This is a genomic window from Natribaculum luteum (assembly GCF_023008545.1).
GTDB lineage: Archaea > Halobacteriota > Halobacteria > Halobacteriales > Natrialbaceae > Natribaculum > Natribaculum luteum.
In genome coordinates, this window is sequence record NZ_CP095397.1 from 366,768 (window position 1) to 384,570 (window position 17,803).

General features: G+C 64.5%; 19 protein-coding genes. 7 read left to right on the forward strand and 12 right to left on the reverse strand.

Features of this window, described 5'->3' with window-relative positions; all coding sequences use genetic code 11:
• Positions 1–59: 59 nt before the first annotated feature.
• Positions 60–1,223 (reverse strand): thiolase family protein, encoded by a 1,164-nt coding sequence (locus MU558_RS01980; protein ID WP_246971506.1) that lies wholly within the window; start codon positions 1,221–1,223, stop codon positions 60–62.
• Positions 1,224–1,346: 123 nt separating this feature from the next.
• Positions 1,347–2,327, reverse strand: a complete 981-nt coding sequence (locus MU558_RS01985; RefSeq protein WP_246971507.1) for an isocitrate/isopropylmalate dehydrogenase family protein — start codon at positions 2,325–2,327, stop codon at positions 1,347–1,349.
• A 283-nt stretch (positions 2,328–2,610) separates the two neighbouring features.
• Between MU558_RS01985 and MU558_RS01990 the strand changes: the two genes are divergently transcribed.
• Positions 2,611–3,792 carry a hypothetical protein gene (locus MU558_RS01990; protein WP_246971508.1) on the forward strand — a complete coding sequence of 394 codons (1,182 nt, stop codon included), beginning with the start codon at positions 2,611–2,613 and terminating at the stop codon, positions 3,790–3,792.
• A 40-nt stretch (positions 3,793–3,832) separates the two neighbouring features.
• On the opposite strand, the gene leuD is transcribed toward MU558_RS01990, so the two are convergent.
• The 7 genes from leuD to MU558_RS02025 form a co-directional block, all read right to left on the reverse strand.
• On the reverse strand, positions 3,833–4,471 hold the full coding sequence (leuD, locus tag MU558_RS01995; protein WP_246971509.1) for a 3-isopropylmalate dehydratase small subunit: 639 nt from the start codon (positions 4,469–4,471) through the stop codon (positions 3,833–3,835).
• Positions 4,468–5,889: a 3-isopropylmalate dehydratase large subunit gene (leuC, locus tag MU558_RS02000; protein WP_246971510.1), complete on the reverse strand. Its 1,422-nt coding sequence runs from the start codon at positions 5,887–5,889 to the stop codon at positions 4,468–4,470. The genes leuD and leuC overlap by 4 nt, the downstream gene beginning before the upstream one ends.
• Positions 5,886–6,158: a DUF7989 family protein gene (locus MU558_RS02005; RefSeq protein WP_246971511.1), complete on the reverse strand. Its 273-nt coding sequence runs from the start codon at positions 6,156–6,158 to the stop codon at positions 5,886–5,888. Before MU558_RS02005 ends, leuC begins: the two co-directional genes overlap by 4 nt.
• Before the next feature lie 2 nt (positions 6,159–6,160).
• A complete protein-coding gene (gene ilvC / locus MU558_RS02010; protein WP_246971512.1) occupies positions 6,161–7,216 on the reverse strand; it encodes a ketol-acid reductoisomerase in 1,056 nt (351 codons plus the stop codon).
• Positions 7,209–7,871 (reverse strand): acetolactate synthase small subunit, encoded by a 663-nt coding sequence (gene ilvN / locus MU558_RS02015; protein WP_246971514.1) that lies wholly within the window; start codon positions 7,869–7,871, stop codon positions 7,209–7,211. Before ilvN ends, ilvC begins: the two co-directional genes overlap by 8 nt.
• Complete coding sequence (gene ilvB / locus MU558_RS02020; protein WP_246971516.1) at positions 7,868–9,658, reverse strand: biosynthetic-type acetolactate synthase large subunit; 1,791 nt, start codon at positions 9,656–9,658, stop codon at positions 7,868–7,870. The genes ilvN and ilvB overlap by 4 nt, the downstream gene beginning before the upstream one ends.
• A gap of 313 nt (positions 9,659–9,971) precedes the next feature.
• Complete coding sequence (locus MU558_RS02025) at positions 9,972–11,204, reverse strand: LeuA family protein (protein WP_425607630.1); 1,233 nt, start codon at positions 11,202–11,204, stop codon at positions 9,972–9,974.
• 338 nt (positions 11,205–11,542) lie between these two features.
• Between MU558_RS02025 and MU558_RS02030 the strand changes: the two genes are divergently transcribed.
• A complete protein-coding gene (locus MU558_RS02030; RefSeq protein ID WP_246971519.1) occupies positions 11,543–12,001 on the forward strand; it encodes a ferritin-like domain-containing protein in 459 nt (152 codons plus the stop codon).
• 49 nt (positions 12,002–12,050) lie between these two features.
• Positions 12,051–12,341: a DUF5779 family protein gene (locus MU558_RS02035; protein WP_246971522.1), complete on the forward strand. Its 291-nt coding sequence runs from the start codon at positions 12,051–12,053 to the stop codon at positions 12,339–12,341.
• A 9-nt stretch (positions 12,342–12,350) separates the two neighbouring features.
• Here MU558_RS02035 and MU558_RS02040 read toward each other — a convergent pair whose 3' ends face one another.
• Positions 12,351–13,034: a VOC family protein gene (locus MU558_RS02040; protein ID WP_246971524.1), complete on the reverse strand. Its 684-nt coding sequence runs from the start codon at positions 13,032–13,034 to the stop codon at positions 12,351–12,353.
• A gap of 119 nt (positions 13,035–13,153) precedes the next feature.
• Here MU558_RS02040 and MU558_RS02045 point away from each other — a divergent pair, with 119 nt between their 5' ends.
• Together MU558_RS02045 and MU558_RS02050 are read left to right on the forward strand one after the other, a co-directional pair.
• Complete coding sequence (locus MU558_RS02045) at positions 13,154–13,837, forward strand: hypothetical protein (protein WP_246971526.1); 684 nt, start codon at positions 13,154–13,156, stop codon at positions 13,835–13,837.
• Positions 13,838–13,883: 46 nt separating this feature from the next.
• A complete protein-coding gene (locus MU558_RS02050) occupies positions 13,884–14,318 on the forward strand; it encodes a JAB/MPN domain protein-containing protein (protein ID WP_246971528.1) in 435 nt (144 codons plus the stop codon).
• A gap of 256 nt (positions 14,319–14,574) precedes the next feature.
• On the opposite strand, the gene MU558_RS02055 is transcribed toward MU558_RS02050, so the two are convergent.
• Positions 14,575–14,784, reverse strand: a complete 210-nt coding sequence (locus MU558_RS02055; RefSeq protein WP_246971530.1) for a ribbon-helix-helix domain-containing protein — start codon at positions 14,782–14,784, stop codon at positions 14,575–14,577.
• Positions 14,785–14,887: 103 nt separating this feature from the next.
• Between MU558_RS02055 and MU558_RS02060 the strand changes: the two genes are divergently transcribed.
• Positions 14,888–15,217 carry a DUF5789 family protein gene (locus tag MU558_RS02060; RefSeq protein WP_246971532.1) on the forward strand — a complete coding sequence of 110 codons (330 nt, stop codon included), beginning with the start codon at positions 14,888–14,890 and terminating at the stop codon, positions 15,215–15,217.
• Between the two features lie 27 nt (positions 15,218–15,244).
• Here the strand turns inward: MU558_RS02060 and aglJ are convergent, their stop codons facing one another.
• Positions 15,245–16,255: an S-layer glycoprotein N-glycosyltransferase AglJ gene (gene aglJ / locus MU558_RS02065; protein WP_246971535.1), complete on the reverse strand. Its 1,011-nt coding sequence runs from the start codon at positions 16,253–16,255 to the stop codon at positions 15,245–15,247.
• A 298-nt stretch (positions 16,256–16,553) separates the two neighbouring features.
• Here aglJ and MU558_RS02070 point away from each other — a divergent pair, with 298 nt between their 5' ends.
• Positions 16,554–17,795, forward strand: coding sequence for an aryl-sulfate sulfotransferase (locus MU558_RS02070; protein ID WP_246971536.1), 1,242 nt, complete (start codon positions 16,554–16,556; stop codon positions 17,793–17,795).
• The last annotated feature ends 8 nt before the right edge of the window (positions 17,796–17,803 follow it).

A 17,803-nucleotide genomic window follows, 5' to 3' on the forward strand; every position in this document is an offset into this window, starting at 1 on the left:
GGATACCACGACCAGCGGCATATATCACCGGTCGTACCTCAACGAGTGGGAGAGCCGGCTCACCGCTCGAGCAGAGCCGCGATCCCGCCGCCACCACCGACGCTCATCCCGACCACGCCGCGGGTCGCGTCCGCAGCCGCGAGCGAGTGGGCGAGCGTCGTCGTGAGGATCCCGCCGCTGGCTCCGATCGGGTGGCCGAGCGCGATCGCGCCGCCGTGGGGGTTGAACCTCTCCTCGGGGATCTCGAGTCGATCCAGGACGTGCACCATCGGCGCGGCGAACGCCTCGTTGATCTCGAAGTGGTCGACGTCGGAGACGGCGAGGTCGTTCGCCTCGAGCAGCGACGCGACGGCGTCGCCGACGGCGGTACCGAACCACTTCGGGTCGTCGTAGGCGACGGCGTAGTCGACCACGCGAGCCAGCGGATCGACGCCGGCGTCGCGGGCGGCATCGTCGCTCGCCAGCAGGACACAGCCCGCCCCGTCGCTCAGGTCCGAGGCGTTGCCCGCCGTGATCGTCCCGTCGGGGTCGAACGACGGGGCGAGGTCGGAAAGCGCCTCGAGGGAAGTGTCCGGTCGCGGCCCCTCGTCTTCGGCGAGTTCGCCCCCTGGCGTCGCCATGGAGACGATCTCCGAGTCGAAGACCCCTTCCTCGACGGCCGCTGCTGCCCGCCGGTGACTGCGGAGTGCGTACTCGTCCTGGCGTTCCCGGCTGACGTCGAACCGGTCGACGAGTTCCTCCGTGAGCGTGCCCATGTGGGCGTCGTAGGTCTCGTCCCACAGCGAGTCGCGAATCATCGCGTCGACGAGCGTCGCGTCGCCGTGGCGTCTCCCCCGGCGCATGCCGGGAACGAGGTACGGCGCGTTCGACATCGACTCCATACCGCCGGCGACGGCCGCGTCGATCCGACCGGACGCGATCCGATCCGTCGCGAGGGCGATCGCCCGCAGGCCCGAGCCGGAGGCCTCGTTGATCGTCGTCGCTGCCACCGAGTCGGGCAGGTCGGCGTTCACCGCAACCTGTCGTGCGGGCACCTGCCCGAGCCCGGCCTGGATCGCGTTCCCCAGCCCGACCCAGTCGATCGCCTCCCTCGAGAACGCGGTCCGCTCGAGCAACCCCTCGAGGGCGGTCGTCCCGAGTTCGATCGCCGAGACGTCCGCGAGCGAGCCGAGGAATCGTCCGTGTGGCGTGCGCGCTGCGTCGACGAGAACGACGTCGGTCATAGCCCTCAGACCACTGCGATCGATATAAAAGATGGACGAGAGTCGTCAGCACCGTTCACACTGCGTCGTCGCTCGAGTCCGAGTGTGAGCGTTCGAAAAACGCGTCGAACCGACCGACAGCTCTCAGAGCCGATCGATCACGGCGTTCGTCACGTCCTCGGTCGAGGCGTCGCCACCGAGATCCGGCGTGCGGGGACCGGACTCGAGGACGTCCTCGACGGCCTCGCGAACGGTCCCGGCTTCGTCGTCGTGGCCGAGGTACTCGAGCATCATCGCGGCGGAGATGATCTTCGCTGCGGGGTTGGCGACGCTTTCGCCGGCGATGTCGGGTGCGGTGCCGTGGACGGGTTCGAACAGCGCGCGCTCTGGGCCGACGTTCGCGCTCGGCAGAAGGCCGAGCCCGCCGACAAGTCCCGCCGCCAGATCCGAGAGGACGTCGCCCGCGAGGTTCGGACAGACGACGACGTCGAACTGCTCGGGGTCGAGACAGACCTGCGTCGCGAAGGCGTCCATGAGCACCTCGTCGGTCTCGACGCCGTGGTCGTCGGCGACCTCGAGGACTGTCTCGCGGAACAGGCCGTCGGTCTCGCGCATCACGTTCGCTTTGTGGACGACCGTGAAACCGTCGTGGCCGTGCTCCGCGACGAACTCGCAGGCGTACTCGGCGAGCTGTCGAGAAGCAGATTCCGTGACGACGCGGGTGAGCGTCGAGACGTCCTGAGTGAGCCGATCCTCGTGACCCGAGTAGACGCCCTCGGTGTTCTCCCGGAGGAAGATTAGATCCGTCTCGGGACGAACGGCGTCGATCCCCGGATACGCCTTCGCGGGTCGGACGTTGACGAACGAGTCGACCGCCTCACGCAGCGGCAGGATGACGTCTGCGGCCGTCTCGCCGGCTGCGCCGAACAGCGTCGCGTCGGCCGACGCCGCGAGGTCGTAGGTCTCTGCGGGCAGTGCCTCGCCGGTCTCTTCTTTGACCGCGTCGCCGGCTTCCGCTTCGACGAACTCGAAGTCGATGTCGAGCGACTCGAGGACGTCGACTGCAGCAGGTGTTACTTCCTGTCCGATCCCGTCGCCCGGAATCACGGCGATTTGGTGAGACATAGTTAGGTGCTGGCAGTGGGGTAGGGAAAGTGATTCGGTTCGGCCTCTTGACTCCGGTGAGTCCCCCGAGTCACTATTAACTGTGATTTATGGTTCTCGTTAGCCGAAATGGTGCGGGCGATATATACGTTCCAACACTTCGGTGAATTCGATGAACGACGAGATAGACATAAAGCGATGTTTAGTCCATCAGCGTGTGCAGCCGGCATGTATCGCATAATAATTGCTGCTAAATGATCGAATTGATGGAATTTAAACACTACATGGAATATTTTATGGATGTATGATAGACACACAAGGAGTTGAAGATAGAAGATTAATGGGCGCTGCGTTCAGTGACTTCTATCCGCGGTATACTGTCATCGTATCGATGGTTATCTCCGCAATCGGTGGTCTCCCGCTTGGAGTGGCATCGGTTCTCTACTTTGGTCCGGTTGATAGTCTCAACCCAGCAACCTTACTCCAGGGGTTACACTCACCAGTATCAGTTGTCGCGTTTTCAGTAGGAATGGGGGGCTGGACACAACTGGTCGCTTGGGGCACCTTCGGGCGCAACGCTCCGGAAGACGTAGTGAGCGAACATCCACGAGTTGGGTTGCGCTCTTGGTATGTTGCTATGATGCTTGTATCTGTTCTTACCTTTACCTTCTACTACTACCTGATCACGTTTCTCAGCAGTCTGGTGAGCATCCTCGCGCTAGCTATTACCGCGTTTTTCTTTCTGTATCGGCTTACTTCATCAGAAGTCTGGGTGACGATTGCAAACACACCTAGACAGAACATCTTGATAACACGTCTCGCTTTTGGCGTCTTACTCGTCGCAGGGATTGGCGCATACGTTCTCGGGATCGCTCCGACATTCACGTACGAAGAATGGTCGGTCATTTTGCTCTATGGACTTATTATCTGGGTTGGAATTGTCGGTGGAATCGACGCGGCCATATCATCTATAGAGGATGCGTTAGAGACACAAGCCGTCGCTAACAGAGGGACTAATCATCTCACAGAGCGGTACCAGAAACTGTGCGAGAGAGCACCGGACGGTGTGAATATCGATGTGAATATCGACGACGACCTGTCGACGCTTCAGGACGCACAGGGTGCTGTTGCCGAATTCGAAACGACGGCGGCGTGGCTCGACCGATATGAATCGTATCTCGACACCCGCGAGAACCTCGCTGACCACCTAGACGAACCCATCCACGATCGGGCACTCTCCGACAGCGACGAGTTGTCGACGAGGGTGGCAATGCTGAGTGAGAATCTCTCACCGGCCCACTACGACGACGAGGAAACCGCAGCCGATGCAATCGACACCCTCGAGGTAGTCGTCGATACGTACAACCGAGACCACCTTCCGGACGGGTTCCTCACCGGTGACGATGCCGACCTACTGAAAACCGCCGGCCCGTCCACCGGACAATTGGAGTGGATCGAATCCGCCGCCCGAAAAAGATTCGCCTAAAACAAGTTTCAGGCTACGATCACCGTTCGTAGCGTGACCGTTATTTCGTCTCTGGAATCGCCGCGTCCTCGACGTACGGCAGTTCCTTTGCCTTCTCGCGGACCGCGTCGGCGTTGGACTTCATCAGCGCCGTCGTGTCCCAGACGCCCTCGACTAGGGCCTTGCGCTGGGCTTCGTCGACGGTGACGTCGATCGTGGTGTCGTCGTAGGTGACTTCTTCGGCTTCGACGTCGATCTCGATTTCTTCGTCAGGGTTCTCGTCGACCCAGTCCTGCAGTTCCTGGATCGTCTCGCTGTCCGCCGTGACGGTCGGAATCCCGAGCGCCAGACAGTTGCCAGCGAAAATCTCGGCGAAGCTCTCGCCGATGATCGCGTCGATGCCCCAGCGCATCAGCGCCTGGGGGGCGTGCTCGCGCGAGGAGCCACAGCCGAAGTTGCTGTTGACGACCATCACCGACGAATCCTGGAACCGCTCCTCGTTCATCGGGTGGTCCTTCTGGTTGTCGTCGTCGTCGAAGCGCAGGTCGAAGAAGGCGAACTCGCCCAGCCCGTCGAAGGTGACGACCTTCATAAAGCGCGCAGGGATGATCTGGTCGGTGTCGATATCGTTCCCGCGGATCGGGATGCCCGAGCCGGAGACGTAATCGACTTCCGGAATCTCGACCTCGTCGCTGCTCATGCGACGGTCACCTCCTTTAAGTCGCGCACGTCAGTCACTTCCCCGGTGACCGCCGCCGCGGCGACCATCTGCGGGTTCATCAGGACCGTGCGTCCGTCCTTGCTGCCCTGTCGGCCGACGAAGTTCCGGTTCGAGGAGGAGGCACTGGCCTCGTCGCCCTCGAGCTGGTCTTCGTTCATGCCGAGACACATCGAGCAGCCGGCGTTGCGCCACTCGAAGCCGGCTTCCTCGAAGGTGTCTTTCAGCCCTTCCTCCTCGGCGGCGCGCTGGACGCGCTGGCTGCCGGGGACGACCATCGCGCGAACGTCGTCGTCGACCTGTCGGCCCTCGACGATCTCGGCGGCCCGTCGCAGGTCCGGCAGGCGGGCGTTCGTACAGGAGCCGAGGAAGGCGACGTCGATGTCGTAGCCTTCCATCGTCTCGCCGGGTTCGACGCGCATGTGTTCCTGGGCGCGTCGGGCCGTGTCCTGTTTCTCCTCGGGCAGGTCCTCGGGTGCCGGGATCGGCTCGGTGACGCCGACGCCCTGGCCGGGCGTGGTGCCCCAGGTGACGACTGGCTCGAGTTCGCTCGCGTCGATGTGGACGACGTCGTCGTACTCGGCGTCCTCGTCGGATGTGATCGACTCCCAGTAGGGTTTGAGGTCGTCGAACTTCTCGGGGTTGTCCTGGAAGTAGTCCGTCTCCTCGAGCCACTCGTAGGTGGTCTCGTCGGGGTTGACGTAGCCCGCGCGAGCGCCGCCCTCGATGGACATGTTACAGATCGACATCCGCCCTTCCATGTTGAGGTTCTCGATGGCCTCGCCGGCGTACTCGTAGACGTAGCCGACGCCGCCTTCGGTGCCGAGTCGGCGGATGATCTCGAGGATGATGTCTTTGGCTTCGACACCCTCGCCGAGTTCGCCGTCGACCTGGATCTTGCGGACCTTCTGTTTCTCCATGGCGACGGTGCCCGTCGCGAGCACGTCCCGAATCTGGGAGGTGCCGATCCCGAACGCGAGCGCGCCGAACGCGCCGTGGGTCGAGGTGTGGGAGTCCCCACAGACGATCGTCTTGCCGGGCTGAGTCAGGCCCTGCTCCGGTCCGATGACGTGGACGATTCCCTGATCGCCCGTCGTCGGGTCCGAGAACTCGATGCCGGCCTCGCGGACGTTCTCCTCGAGTTCGGACATCATCTCTTCGGCCGCGTCCTCTTCGTAGGGGCGGGACTGGTCGGCCGTCGGGACGATGTGGTCGACCGTCGCGTGGGTCAGCTTCGGATACGCGACCTCGAGGTCGCGCTCGCGGAGCATCCCGAACGCCTGCGGGCTCGTGACCTCGTGGATGAGGTGCAGGCCGACGAACAGCTGATCCTGTCCGGTCGGCAGCGTCGTCACCTTGTGGCGATCCCAGACCTTGTCGTACAGTGTTCCCTCGCTCATTCCTCGGCCTCAGATACGTGTACTCGTCCGCGCTCGAAGACGCGATTCGCGCCCTCGGAGCCGTCCGGCGGCGTGTGACTGACGTGTCTCATCGTCCGCTCGCTCCGCGCTTCGGTCTCGTCGCCGGCGTCGACCGCGTTGGCGCGGCCCCCGTCCGCGGCGACGATCGGACCGCGGCTGAACACCTGCCCGAGCGTCTCGCCCGTGTAGGGGTTCGCGTGGCTGATCTCGCCCATCGTCCGTCGATCCGCGTCGTTGTCTCCTGTCATTGCTAGTCGTCTGCCGGAACGTCCGCCGGTTCGTTTTCCGTCTGTTCGTCGGCCCAGGCGAAGAGGTCACGGAGGCGCTCGCCGACCGCCTCGATCTCGTGGTTCTCCTCTGCCTCGTGGAGCTGGGTGAAACTCGGGCGTCCGGCCTGGTTTTCGAGGATCCACTCGCGAGCGAACTCGCCGTTCTGGACCTCCTCGAGGGCTTCTTCCATGTTCTCGCGGACGGACTCGTCGACGATCTCGTCGCCGCGGGTCAGCCCGCCGTACTCCGCCGTGTCGGAGACGGAGTACCACATCTCGCCGAGCCCGCCCTCGTACATCAGGTCGACGATGAGCTTGAGTTCGTTCAGACACTCGAAGTAGGCGATCTCGGGGCTGTAGCCGGCGTCGACGAGCGTCTCGTAGCCGTGTTTGACCAGCGAGGTGACGCCGCCACACAGCACCGCCTGCTCGCCGAAGAGGTCGGATTCGACTTCCTCCTGGAAGGTCGTCTCGATGACGCCAGCACGAGTGCAGCCGATGCCTTTCGCGTACGCGAGTGCGCGCTCGGCTGCTTCGCCGGTCGTGTCCTGGTAGACCGCGAGCAGGCCGGGCGTCCCTTCGTCGTTCTCGAAATTCCGGCGGACGAGGTGACCCGGCGACTTGGGCGCGACCATCGTCACGTCCACGTCCTCCGGGGGCTGGATCTGGTTGTAGTGGATATTGAAGCCGTGGGCGAACTGGAGTGTGTCACCCGTCTCGAGGTGGGGCTCGATCTCCTCGAAGACAGCCGGCTGGACGGTGTCGGGAACGAGCACGGAGACGTACTCGGCCTGGGCCGCCGCTTCGGCGGGGGTGGCGACCTCGAGGCCGTCTGCTCGCGCTGCGTCACGCGAGGAGGAGTTCTCGCGCAGGCCGACGACCACGTCGACCCCGCTGTCGGCGAGGTTCTGGGCGTGGGCGTGGCCCTGGCTGCCGTAGCCGAGGACGGCGACGGTGGTGTCTTCGAGGTGCGATTCGTCTGCGTCGTCATCGTAGTAGATGTCGGTCGTAAAGTCGTCAGCTACGTTCTCAGTCATCGTCGGATGTCGTCTGTGTCTGTGTCGGTTGTTGTCTGCTCGTCTGTTCTGCTGCTGGCGCGCCTGCGGCGGTGTCTTCGGTGCCGCGGGCGAGCGCCGTCGGGCCGGTTCGAGAGATTTCGCGGATACCAAACTGGCTGAACGATTCGATCGCGGCGTCGATCTTCTGGCGACTGCCCGTGATCTCGACGGTCGCCGTCTCCGGGCTCGCGTCGACGCTCTTGGCACCGTACATGTCGGCGACGGCGGCGACCTGGTCGGGCCGAGTCGCGTTCACCTTGATCAACGCGAGTTCGCGGCGCATCGCGTCCGACGGGAGTTCGCGCACCGAGATCACCGGCACCAGCTTTCGAAGCTGTTTCTCGACCTGCTCGATGCCGGGATCGGGCTCTTCGACCACGATCGTCATCCGTGCGCGCTCTTCGTCCTCCGTCGGCCCGACGGTCAGACTCTCGATGTTGAACTGCCGTCTCGAGAACAGTCCCGAGACGTCCGAGAGCACCCCGGGCTCGTGTTCGACGAGCGCCGAGATCACCGTCCGCCGGGGCTCGTGTTCGGCCTCGACTTCGGGATCGACCCGGATTCCCTGGGAGTTACGCTTGCCTTCCGGCGTCGGCCGCTCCTCGGGCGCCGGTCCCTCGAGTTCGCCCGTCATAGCTGGTCCTCCGTCAGTGCGAACTGTCCATTGTCGCCGCCGCTTGGCACCATCGGGTAGACGTCCTCGCGGGGATCGATGTGGACGTCGATCACCGAGGGACCGTCGTAGGCGAGTGCGGCCTCGATCGTCTCGGCGACGTCGTCGTAGTCGTCGATCCGGAAGCCACGCGCCCCGAAGGCCTCGGCCAGTTTGTCGAACTCGGGACACCAGCCGTACTCGGAGGCGGCGTGTCGCCCCTCGAAGAAGGCGTCCTGCCACTGGCGGACCATCCCGATGTACTCGTTGTTGAGCACCGCGACGGTGATGTCCATGTTCTCGCGCACCGCGACCGCGAGTTCCTGGATCGTCATCAGGAACGAACCGTCGCCGTCGAAACAGATCACTTCCTGGTCGTCGTCGGCGGCGAGTCGGGCACCGATCGCGGCGGGCAAACCGTAGCCCATCGCGCCGAGGCCGTGACTCGAGACCCAGGTGCGCGGTTCGGTGAACGTCCAGTACTGGCAGGCCCACATCTGGTGTTGGCCGACGCCGGTGGTGACGATCGCCCGGTCGCTCGTGGCCTCGTCGATCGCCTCGACGACGAACTGCGGTTTGACCGGTTCGTCCTCGGGAGCCTCGTAGGCCATCGAGTAGTCGGACTTCCACTGCTGGCACTGGGCGCGCCACTTCGTCGCCTGCGGCGAGGAGTCGACCTCCTCGGCCAGCTGCGAGACGACGGTCGCGGCGTCCCCGACCAGGGGGTACTCCGCGTGGATGTTCTTGCTGATCTCGGCCGGATCGATGTCGACGTGGATGACCTCGGCCTCGGGCGCGAACGTCTCGATGCCGCCGGTCAGCCGGTCGTCGAAGCGGGTGCCGACGCCGATCAGCGTGTCACAGTGGGTGATCGCCATGTTCGCGTAGCCGGTGCCGTGCATTCCCGCCATCTCCATCGAGAGTTCGTGGTCCTCGGGGAACGCACCGAGTCCCGGCATCGTCGTCACGACGGGGATCTCGTGTTCGATCGCGAACTCGCGGACCTCCTCGGTCGCGTCGCCTTTGATGACGCCGCCGCCGACGAGCATGACGGGCTTTTTGGCCTCCTCGATGCGCCGTGCTGCCGCCCGGACGATTTCGGGGTCGGCCGCCTCCTGGACCTCGTACGTGTCGGGCGTCCGTGGCTCACTCGGCTCCCGGTCGGTCTCGCCGTTCGTGACGTCTTTCGGCAGGTCGACCAGGGTCGGACCGGGTCGGCCCGTACCCGCGAGTGCGAACGCCTCGCCGACGTCGTCGCCGACCGCGTCGGCGTCGGTCGAGAAGGTGTTGTCCTTCGTGACCGGCTTCGTGACGCCAGTGGTGTCGGTCTCCTGGAACGCGTCGTTGCCGACGAACTCCGTCGGGACCTGTCCCGTCAACGCGAGCATCGGGTCCGAGTCCATGTCGGCGTCCGCGATGCCGGTGACGAGGTTCGTCGCACCCGGTCCCGAGGTGGCCAGGCAGACGCCCGGCTCGCCCGCGACGATGCCGTAGGCGTCGGCTGCGTGGGCCGCACCCTGTTCGTGGGCCATCGTCACGTGCGTGATCTCGGAGCCGTACAGCACGTGGTAGACGGGCATGATCGCCCCGCCCTGGACGCCGAACGCGTACTCGACGCCCGCGTTCTCGAGTGCGCGGACGACCGATTCGGCACCCGTCGTGACGGGCGTCGCGTCGGTCTCGAGTTCCGCGTCGGGACTCGAGTCGGCGTCGGTCGATTCGCTATCCTGTGCCTCGTGGTGTGTGACTGGTGCAGCGCGTTCGCTCATTCGTCACCTCCCGCTGGGTGTCGCCAGCGTGTCGCTGTCGATCGATAGTGTCGTGTCATCTGCTGGGTTGCTGGTCGCTCGAAAATCGATGCGAAGCCGGAACGGAGATGAAGTGGAGTAGGGGCTAGTGAGCCCCTACGATAACGAGCGTCGCGACCGCGCTGCTGTCGGCCCTGCGAGCCGAAGCCGAAACGCGTCGCGTCATTACTACAACGGTAGTGGTCTCGACCACTATAACCGTTCCGCGAGTGGCAATCGTTGCTCGAACCCGCCAGCAGGTGCTCGGCAGCGGGTACAAACGGGGAGGACACGGTCAGGCGCGCACCTCCTCTCGAGTCCGCGCGACGTCTTCTTCCTCGGCGAACCGCTCGAGGTCCGAGACCGTCACGCGGCGCTTCTCGGCACCGTAGTCTTTGACGCGGCGGGTGACCGCACGGACTTCTGCCTCGGTCGGGTCGTAGCCCTGCTCGACGAGGCGTTCGCGAACGGAGTGGGTGCCCGTGTGTTTTCCCAGGACGAGTCGGCGCTCGGCGCCGATCATCTCGGGGGTCATTACGCCCGGCTCGAACGTGTCGGAGTTCTCGATGACGCCCGCGGCGTGGATGCCACTCTCGTGGGAGAAGGCGTTCTCTCCCACGACGGGCTTGTTCCCCGGCACGTCCATCCCACTTTTCTGCTCGACGACCTGCGAGAGTTCGCTGATCCGGGTCGTGTCGATACCAGTGTCGGCCTGGTAGAGCGACTCGACGGCCATCACGAACTCCTCGTAGGCGGCGTTGCCCGCACGTTCGCCGATCGAGTTGACCGAGACCTGTGCCTGGTCGGCACCGGCCTCGATCCCGGCGAGTGCGTTTGCAGTCGCAAGCCCGAAGTCGTCGTGGGTGTGGACGTCGATCCGCGCGTCGGTGTGGGCGGTGATCTTCTCGATTAGATCGTAGTATCGCCCCGGCGTGGCGACGCCCGTCGTGTCCGGGACGTTGATCCAGTCCGTTCCTGCCTCGGTGACTGCATCGATCACGTCGATCAGGAACGACTCGTCGGTTCGCGTCGCGTCCATCGGCGAGAACATGCAGGTGACGCCCGCCTCTTTGACGCGTTCGACCGACTCGACTGCGCGCTGTACTACCTGGTCTCGTGTGGCGTGCATCGAGTCTTCGATCTGGACGTCGCTGGTGCTCACGAAGACGTGAACCATCTCGACGCCAGAATCGAGTGCAGCTTCGACGTCCTTGTCGACGACGCGAGCAAGTCCACAGGTGGTCGTGGACGTACTCTCCGCGATATCGCGAACCGCCTCGAACTCCGCGTCGGAGTTTACGGGGAACCCGGATTCGATGACGTGGGTACCCATCTCGTCTAAGACCGCGGCGATCTCGCGTTTGTCGTCGTAGGAGAACGAAGTGCCTGGGGACTGTTCGCCGTCCCGCAGTGTCGTATCGAAGACCCGTGCCGTCTCGATTTCTTCAGTGGAATCTAACGTGCCCTTGAAGAACTCGACCGCCCTGACTGGTGTCAGAGCCGACCTCGTCTGGAGTAGACATTGTATCGAGTTCCGAGGCGCGGGGACGTATATAAAACTGGCGCTGTGACAGATATCGACCGGAACCCGGACGGCCGCGACTGAGCGCGATCGTTCGAAAATCGCATGACGTAAACGCCTTGTACTTCACAGTATCTCCTTATACAATATCAAGATATATCGATCGATGGCGCCGTTCGATGGACGGAACGCCACAATTTTCACGTCGGAAGTTGTGGATGTAAATCCTCGAGCGCTGGCGCGCGCTCTCGAGTGGACGTTCGTCAGGATACTGAACGCAACGCGCGAACAGGGATCAGGACACGTGTGACTATTATACACCCCGCCGTGGTACGGCCTCCCGCATGACCTCGGAGGAAATCACCGACCTGCTCACGAAGGCGTACATCGACGAGTTCGAGACGATGATGAACTACCTCGCGAACGCGATCGTCCTCGACGGTGTCCACGCGGAGGAAGTAAAGGAGAGCCTCGAGGAAGACGTCCAGGAAGAACTCGGGCACGCCCAGATGCTCGGCGAACGGCTGAAACAACTCGACGAGTCGCCACCCGGCTCCGAGGAGTTCGAGGCCCGACAGACGAACCTCCAGCCGCCCGCGGACACGACCGACGTCCAGTCGGTCATCGAGGGCGTCCTCGAGGCCGAAGAAGACGCGATCGAGACGTATCGCTCGCTCGTCGAGGCCGCGAGCGATGCGAACGACCCGGTCACCGAAGACGTCGCGGTCACGATTCTCGCAGACGAGGAGGCCCACCACACCGAGTTCCGCGGCTTCGAGAAGGCGTTCCCGGCGGAGCAGTAGCGTTCTCGCGAGGAGAACGTTTTTCTCGTCGCGCTCCGAGCCACGGCACATGAGCGACTTCGACCTCGATCTCAGGGCGGTCGAGGAACACATCGACGACGAACTCGATCTCGAGGGCAGCATCGTACTCGGGGTCCTCGACGGGACCACGACACCCGAGGAGTGGCTCGAGATCGTCGGTAACGGAAACGTCCTCGTCCTCAACGTCGAGGGCGACGTCAACGAACTCGCCGCGAGCTTCGCCCGCGACGTCAGGGAGGCGGGCGGCAGTCTGGTCCACTTCCGGGGATTCCTGCTCGTCGCACCGCCGGGCGTCGACGTCGACACCGGTCGCCTCTAGGTCGGCCGATTACCCGCTGGTGAACGTCAGGTAGTGGCCGTCCGGGTCGCGAACGACGACTCGCTCCCCGTCACGGGACACCGAACACGCACGGTCGGCGACTGCCTCGCCCGCCGCGTCCGGCTCCGGCGTCTCGAACCCGAGGTCGACGTGGACGCCGCCGCGAGCGTCGGCGATCCCCAGCTGCGGCTCCCAGAGCTCGAGCGCCATCGGGCCGTTCATCCGAACGCGGGTGCGCTCGTCGCCGCGGTCGACCGTCTCGAAGCCGAGGTCGGCGTAGAACGCTTCCGCACGCTCGAGGGACTCGACCTCGAGGACCACCTCGAAAATTCCGTCGATTCCCGGTCCTGCGACGTCGCGCTGGCCGAGTTCGACGCAGTTCCCGTCGGGGTCGTACAGGTACAGTGACCGGGCGGAGCCGAACGTGACCTCCTCGAGGTCGTGCGTCTCGGCCAGGTCGTCCCACCAGTCGTCGTACTCCGCGGCGGGAATCGAGAACGCAAAGTGCGTGTGGAGTCCCCCACGCGGGAGGCCGCTCGGTCGCCGGAGCACGAGGTCCGTCTCACCGGCCGCGAACCGACACTCCTCGTCCGTCTGCTCGCGAACCGACAGGCCGAGCGTCTCCTCGTAGAACGCCCTTGCCGGCTCTCTGTACTTGACCTCGAGTGCCAGCCAGTCCAGCCCGGTCAGCATGTTCGAGCGTACTCGGAGGAGGGATAAAGAGCCGTCGGCGACCGGGACGTCGCGGCGGTTCGGCGATCGATTCGCCGGTGAACTGGCGTTTATGGGCGTCGCGTCCGTACACGTACACCATGGCCTTCCGCGTCGACGAACGCGCGACGGACTTCCGTGAGATCGACCGCTACGAGAGCGGCGTCGGCTGGATCGCCCACCCGGAGGAGACGATGCAGCGGGCGAGCCACGCCCTCGCGGTCGACGGCGAGGTCTGGGTGGTCGATCCGGTCGACGTTCGCGGACTCGACGACCTGCTCGCCGAGTTCGGCGACGTCGCAGGCGTGGTCGTCACGCTCGATCGACACAAACGCGACGCTGCAGCCATCGCGAACCGCCACGGTGTTTCCGTCTACCTCCCCAGTTTCTTCGAGGGCGTCGCCACGGAACTCGACGCCCCGATCGCCCGCTTCGGGGCCGACCTCGCCGACACCGGCATCGAGGCACACGTCCTCAAGAACAGCCGGTTCTGGCAGGAGGTCGCGCTCTACGAACCCGACAGCGAGACCCTCGTCGTCCCCGAGTCGGTCGGGACGGCCGACTACTTCCTCGCCGGTTCGGAACGACTCGGCGTCCACCCCATGCTGCGTGGGTTCCCGCCTCGAGAAAAACTCGGTGGGTTCGACCCCGAACGCGTCCTCGTCGGTCACGGACCGGGCGTGTCGACCGACGCCGCGAGGGCGCTGCGGGACGCACTCGAGGGATCGCGGCGGCGACTGCCACAGCTCTATGCACAGAACCTGCGCATGCTGCTCCCGCTTTGAAATATTCAGGAGACACACCTAACTCGCTCGCAACCGTATCCAACTCGTGGTCTACGTAACGCGCGGTCTCGTCGACGTCCTGCTCGGGCTCGCCAGCGACGCCGATCCCGACGACGTGACGACTGGCCTCTCGGTGACGCCCGCCGGCGACCTCGAGGGTGCCGAGTCGCTCCCGCCGGAGACGCCCGTGTTCACGGACTTTTTCCTCCCCGATCCCGGCAACGCCGTCAACGCCGTCTTCGGCGTCGACCTCTCGACGCCCGCGCGGCAGACCCACGGTCGGTTCGTCTCCCACCCCGTCGGCGAACTCGAGGTGTCGAGACGGGACGACCTCGCACAGGTGATCTTCGTCGCCGTCCCTCCGTGGGAGCCGGATCGGACCTCGTTCGCCGCGTTCGACCGAACGGGGGCGCGACAGCCACTCGAGATCCTCGACGCACGGCCGCCCGAGGAGTCACTCTCCGAGGGACTCGGCGACTAGTGGCATCCCAGGCCTGCACTGCAGGGTCGAATCCGGCGGTTCGGGTCGATTCGACCGTGCAGTCGACGCGTGGGAGGGTACTAGGGCTGCTCATACGGACGACTCGTACGTCAGTTCCGGTGCAACCGCAGGACGGTCGCGGTTGCACCGACAAATCGTCACAGCAGACCGTCTCATAACGATAGCTGTGAGCCGTTACCGCCGCAACCGCGAACCATCTTGCGGTTGCGTCGGCAACCAGTCACAGCCATCGTTATCACTCGAGGTAGCCGAGCCCCTTCAACTGCTCTGTGATCTCTTCGAACTCCGCTTCCGTGAGTTCGCCCGACCGCTGGTGCTGGATGACGATGCTACGCAGCAAGAACCGGACGAGGTCGCTCGTACTCGAGAAACTGGTCCCCTCGATCGTCTCTTCGACGCGCTCTGCCAGGTCCTTCGGAATCGAGACGGTCGTGTACTCGGTCATACTCGAGACGTTCGCTGGAAACGTGAAAGGACTGTCGACGGCGCGCGTCGCGACCACGGATTGCTCCGTAGCGACTTTAGCACGCGAGCGTCAATAGCCCCGCATGGGAGTCCGGCCACCCTCGAACGACGACGACGACGATCCACACAGCATCGACTTCGGTATCGCCGCCGTCGACGCCCGACTCAGACGGAGCGACCTCTCGTTTCCAGCCACGAACGACGACGTCGCGGCCGAACTCGGTCACGAACGCATCCCCTACGACGTCCACGGCAACGACGTCGCACTGGGAGAGGTCCTCTCCGAGATCGAGCGAGACACGTTCGAGAACCGCCAGGAACTGCTAAACGCGCTCCACCCCGAGTTCGAAGCCCACCGCAAACGACACTCGAGCGGCGTTGTCGGGCAGATGCGGTCGCTCCTTCCGTTCTGACCGCGGCCGCTTCGCGATCGATACTCGCTACTTCTCTCGCTTGCGTTTCGATTCGCGAGTGATCCGCTCGAGTCGCCGTCGCTGCTCGCGATGGAGCGTGACGATCATGTCCGAGAGGACGCCGAACATGAGCAACTGGACGCCGAGCAAGATTCCCGCCGCGGCGACGACCGCGAGCACCTCGTGGCTGATGCCGTACTGGAGGTACCGGTAGAGCACGTAGAGGGCGATCGTCCCGCCGGAGAGGATGCCGGCGACGCCGAAACTGCCGAAGTAAAACAGCGGGTTGTTCGTCTTCGCCAGCGAGTACAGCGTGAGGATGATCGTGCCGCCGTCCCACAGCGGGTGGAGGTTCGTCTCCGAGTCTTCCGGGCGCGCGCGATAACTGATCGGGACGACCGTCGTGTCCACGCCGTGTTTCACGCACTCGACGGCCAGTTCCGTCTCGATCGTGAACCCCTCGGATTCGAGCGAGAGCCGACGGAACGAGTCGGTCGTAAACGCCCGGTAGCCCGAGAGGATGTCGTCGTACTCGGCCCCGTGGATGAACCGGAACGCACCGTTTATCATCCGATTGCCGAAGCCGTTGAGTGCGCGCATCGCGCCGTCGTCCATGTCCGCAAAGCGGTTGCCGATCACGTGCTCGTACCCGCGAGCGAGCGGCTCGAGCATCGTCTCGGCGTCCGCGGGGTCGTAGGTCCCGTCGCCGTCGACCATCAGGACGTAGGGAACGTCGACGTACTCGAGGGCCTCGCGGACGGCCTGTCCCTTCCCGGAGCCGGATTGTGTGAGTACCCGCGCGCCACGATCGCGGGCGATCTCGCGCGTGTCGTCGCCGGAGTCGCCGTCGACGACGAGGACGTTGGTGTACCCCTGGTCGCGAAAGTCGTCGATCACCTCGCCGATCGTCGCCGCCTCGTTCAGCGTCGGGATCAGGACGCAGACCTCGTCGGCCGAGATGTCACGCGCCGCTTCGGCCGCGGCGACCGCACCGTCGCCGCGAAGCGTCGAGTTCGCGCGAACCACGTCGTCGTCCATTGTCAGCCACTCGATGTCCAGATTGGAAAAGGCTACTGATCGATTTCCACGCCGTGACGAACGATCAAACCGATCGGGTCGCCCCTCCGTCTTCGTCCGCCTCGAAGGACCATCGTCGACGTGAACCCCCCCGCTGACGAGCACCTCGTGGACCATTCACTCGATAGCGGACGCAGCCGGTGACGGAGCTACTGGAGGATCGACGGGGCGAGGGACGAGAGCGAGGGATAAGCGATCGTGACCATCATCGCTGACTGGCGAAAGAAAGATCCCACCCGTCGGTGACCGTGTAGACACGGTGCAATCGCTTACTCGCCGGCGTATCGGCTTCGCACTGATCATTCTCGCGACGACCAGCGTCGTTCTCTCGCTCGCCGGGAGTACTCTCACAGCGCCCTCGGTCACCGAAACCGACCATCGTCGCGACGGACATACGCTGGTCAGCGGCCAGCAGGATGGAACGATAACGATGTTCGACGAGACTGGCGACGTCGTCTGGACGGCTACCACCGCCGACCAGTCGTACGACGCGACGCTCCTCGAGGACGGTACCGTCCTTGTCGCGGTCACGTATCGAAACAACGAGTCGTGTGGTCAGTTCGAGGCACCCTGCGCTCGGACCGGATTCCAGATCATCGACCCTGCTCCCGAACCGCACGTCGTCCGCGAGTGGACCTACCCCGTGCGGACCGTCGGGAACAGTCAGGTACACGACGTCGATCGCCTTCCCTCCGGCGAGATCCTCGTCGCCGACATGGAGTACGAGAGCCTGTTCACGGTGGCGCCGAACGATACGATCACGTGGCAGTGGAACGCCAGTGAGCGGTACGGAGAGCCCACGGATCCGACGACGACCGACTGGCTCCACCTGAACGACGTCGATCCGCTGGGCGCAGGGCGCTTCCTCGTCTCCGTCAGAAACGCGAACGAACTCCTGATCGTCGAGCGCGGCGAGGGCGTCGTCGAGGTGATCGAGGGCGTCAAAGAGGGCCGGGAAGATCGGGTGCTGTTCGTACGCCAGCACAATCCCCAGTATCTCGGTACCGACACGCTGCTCGTTGCCGACAGCGAACACGACCGCGCGGTCGAGATTCATCGAGAGAACGGCGAGTGGACGCTCGCCTGGACCGTCGGATCTGCCGGCGGACTCTCGTTCGACTGGCCGCGAGACGCCGACCGCCTCGACAACGGCAACACGCTGATCGCCGATTCCCGGCGCAATCGCGTCGTCGAGGTCGCAGAGAACGGGTCGACCGTCTGGAGCGTTCAGGTCCCCGGCCTCGTCTACGAGGCCGACCGCCTCCCCGAAAGCGAGCGAGTCGGCGCCCAGAGATACGGAAACGGTAGCAGCGGCGAAACCGAATCACCCGGCTCGAACCGAGACAGGCTCCCTGTCTTCGGTTCCGTCCACGCCGGGCTGACCCACGTCGTCCACGTTCCCTACTGGTTCCGGCCGTGGCACGTTGCGGTGATCGCAGCCGCGATTCCGACGGCCGTGATTGGACTGGCGCTCGTCTGGACGGGCCGATCGCTCGACTGACGGCTCCG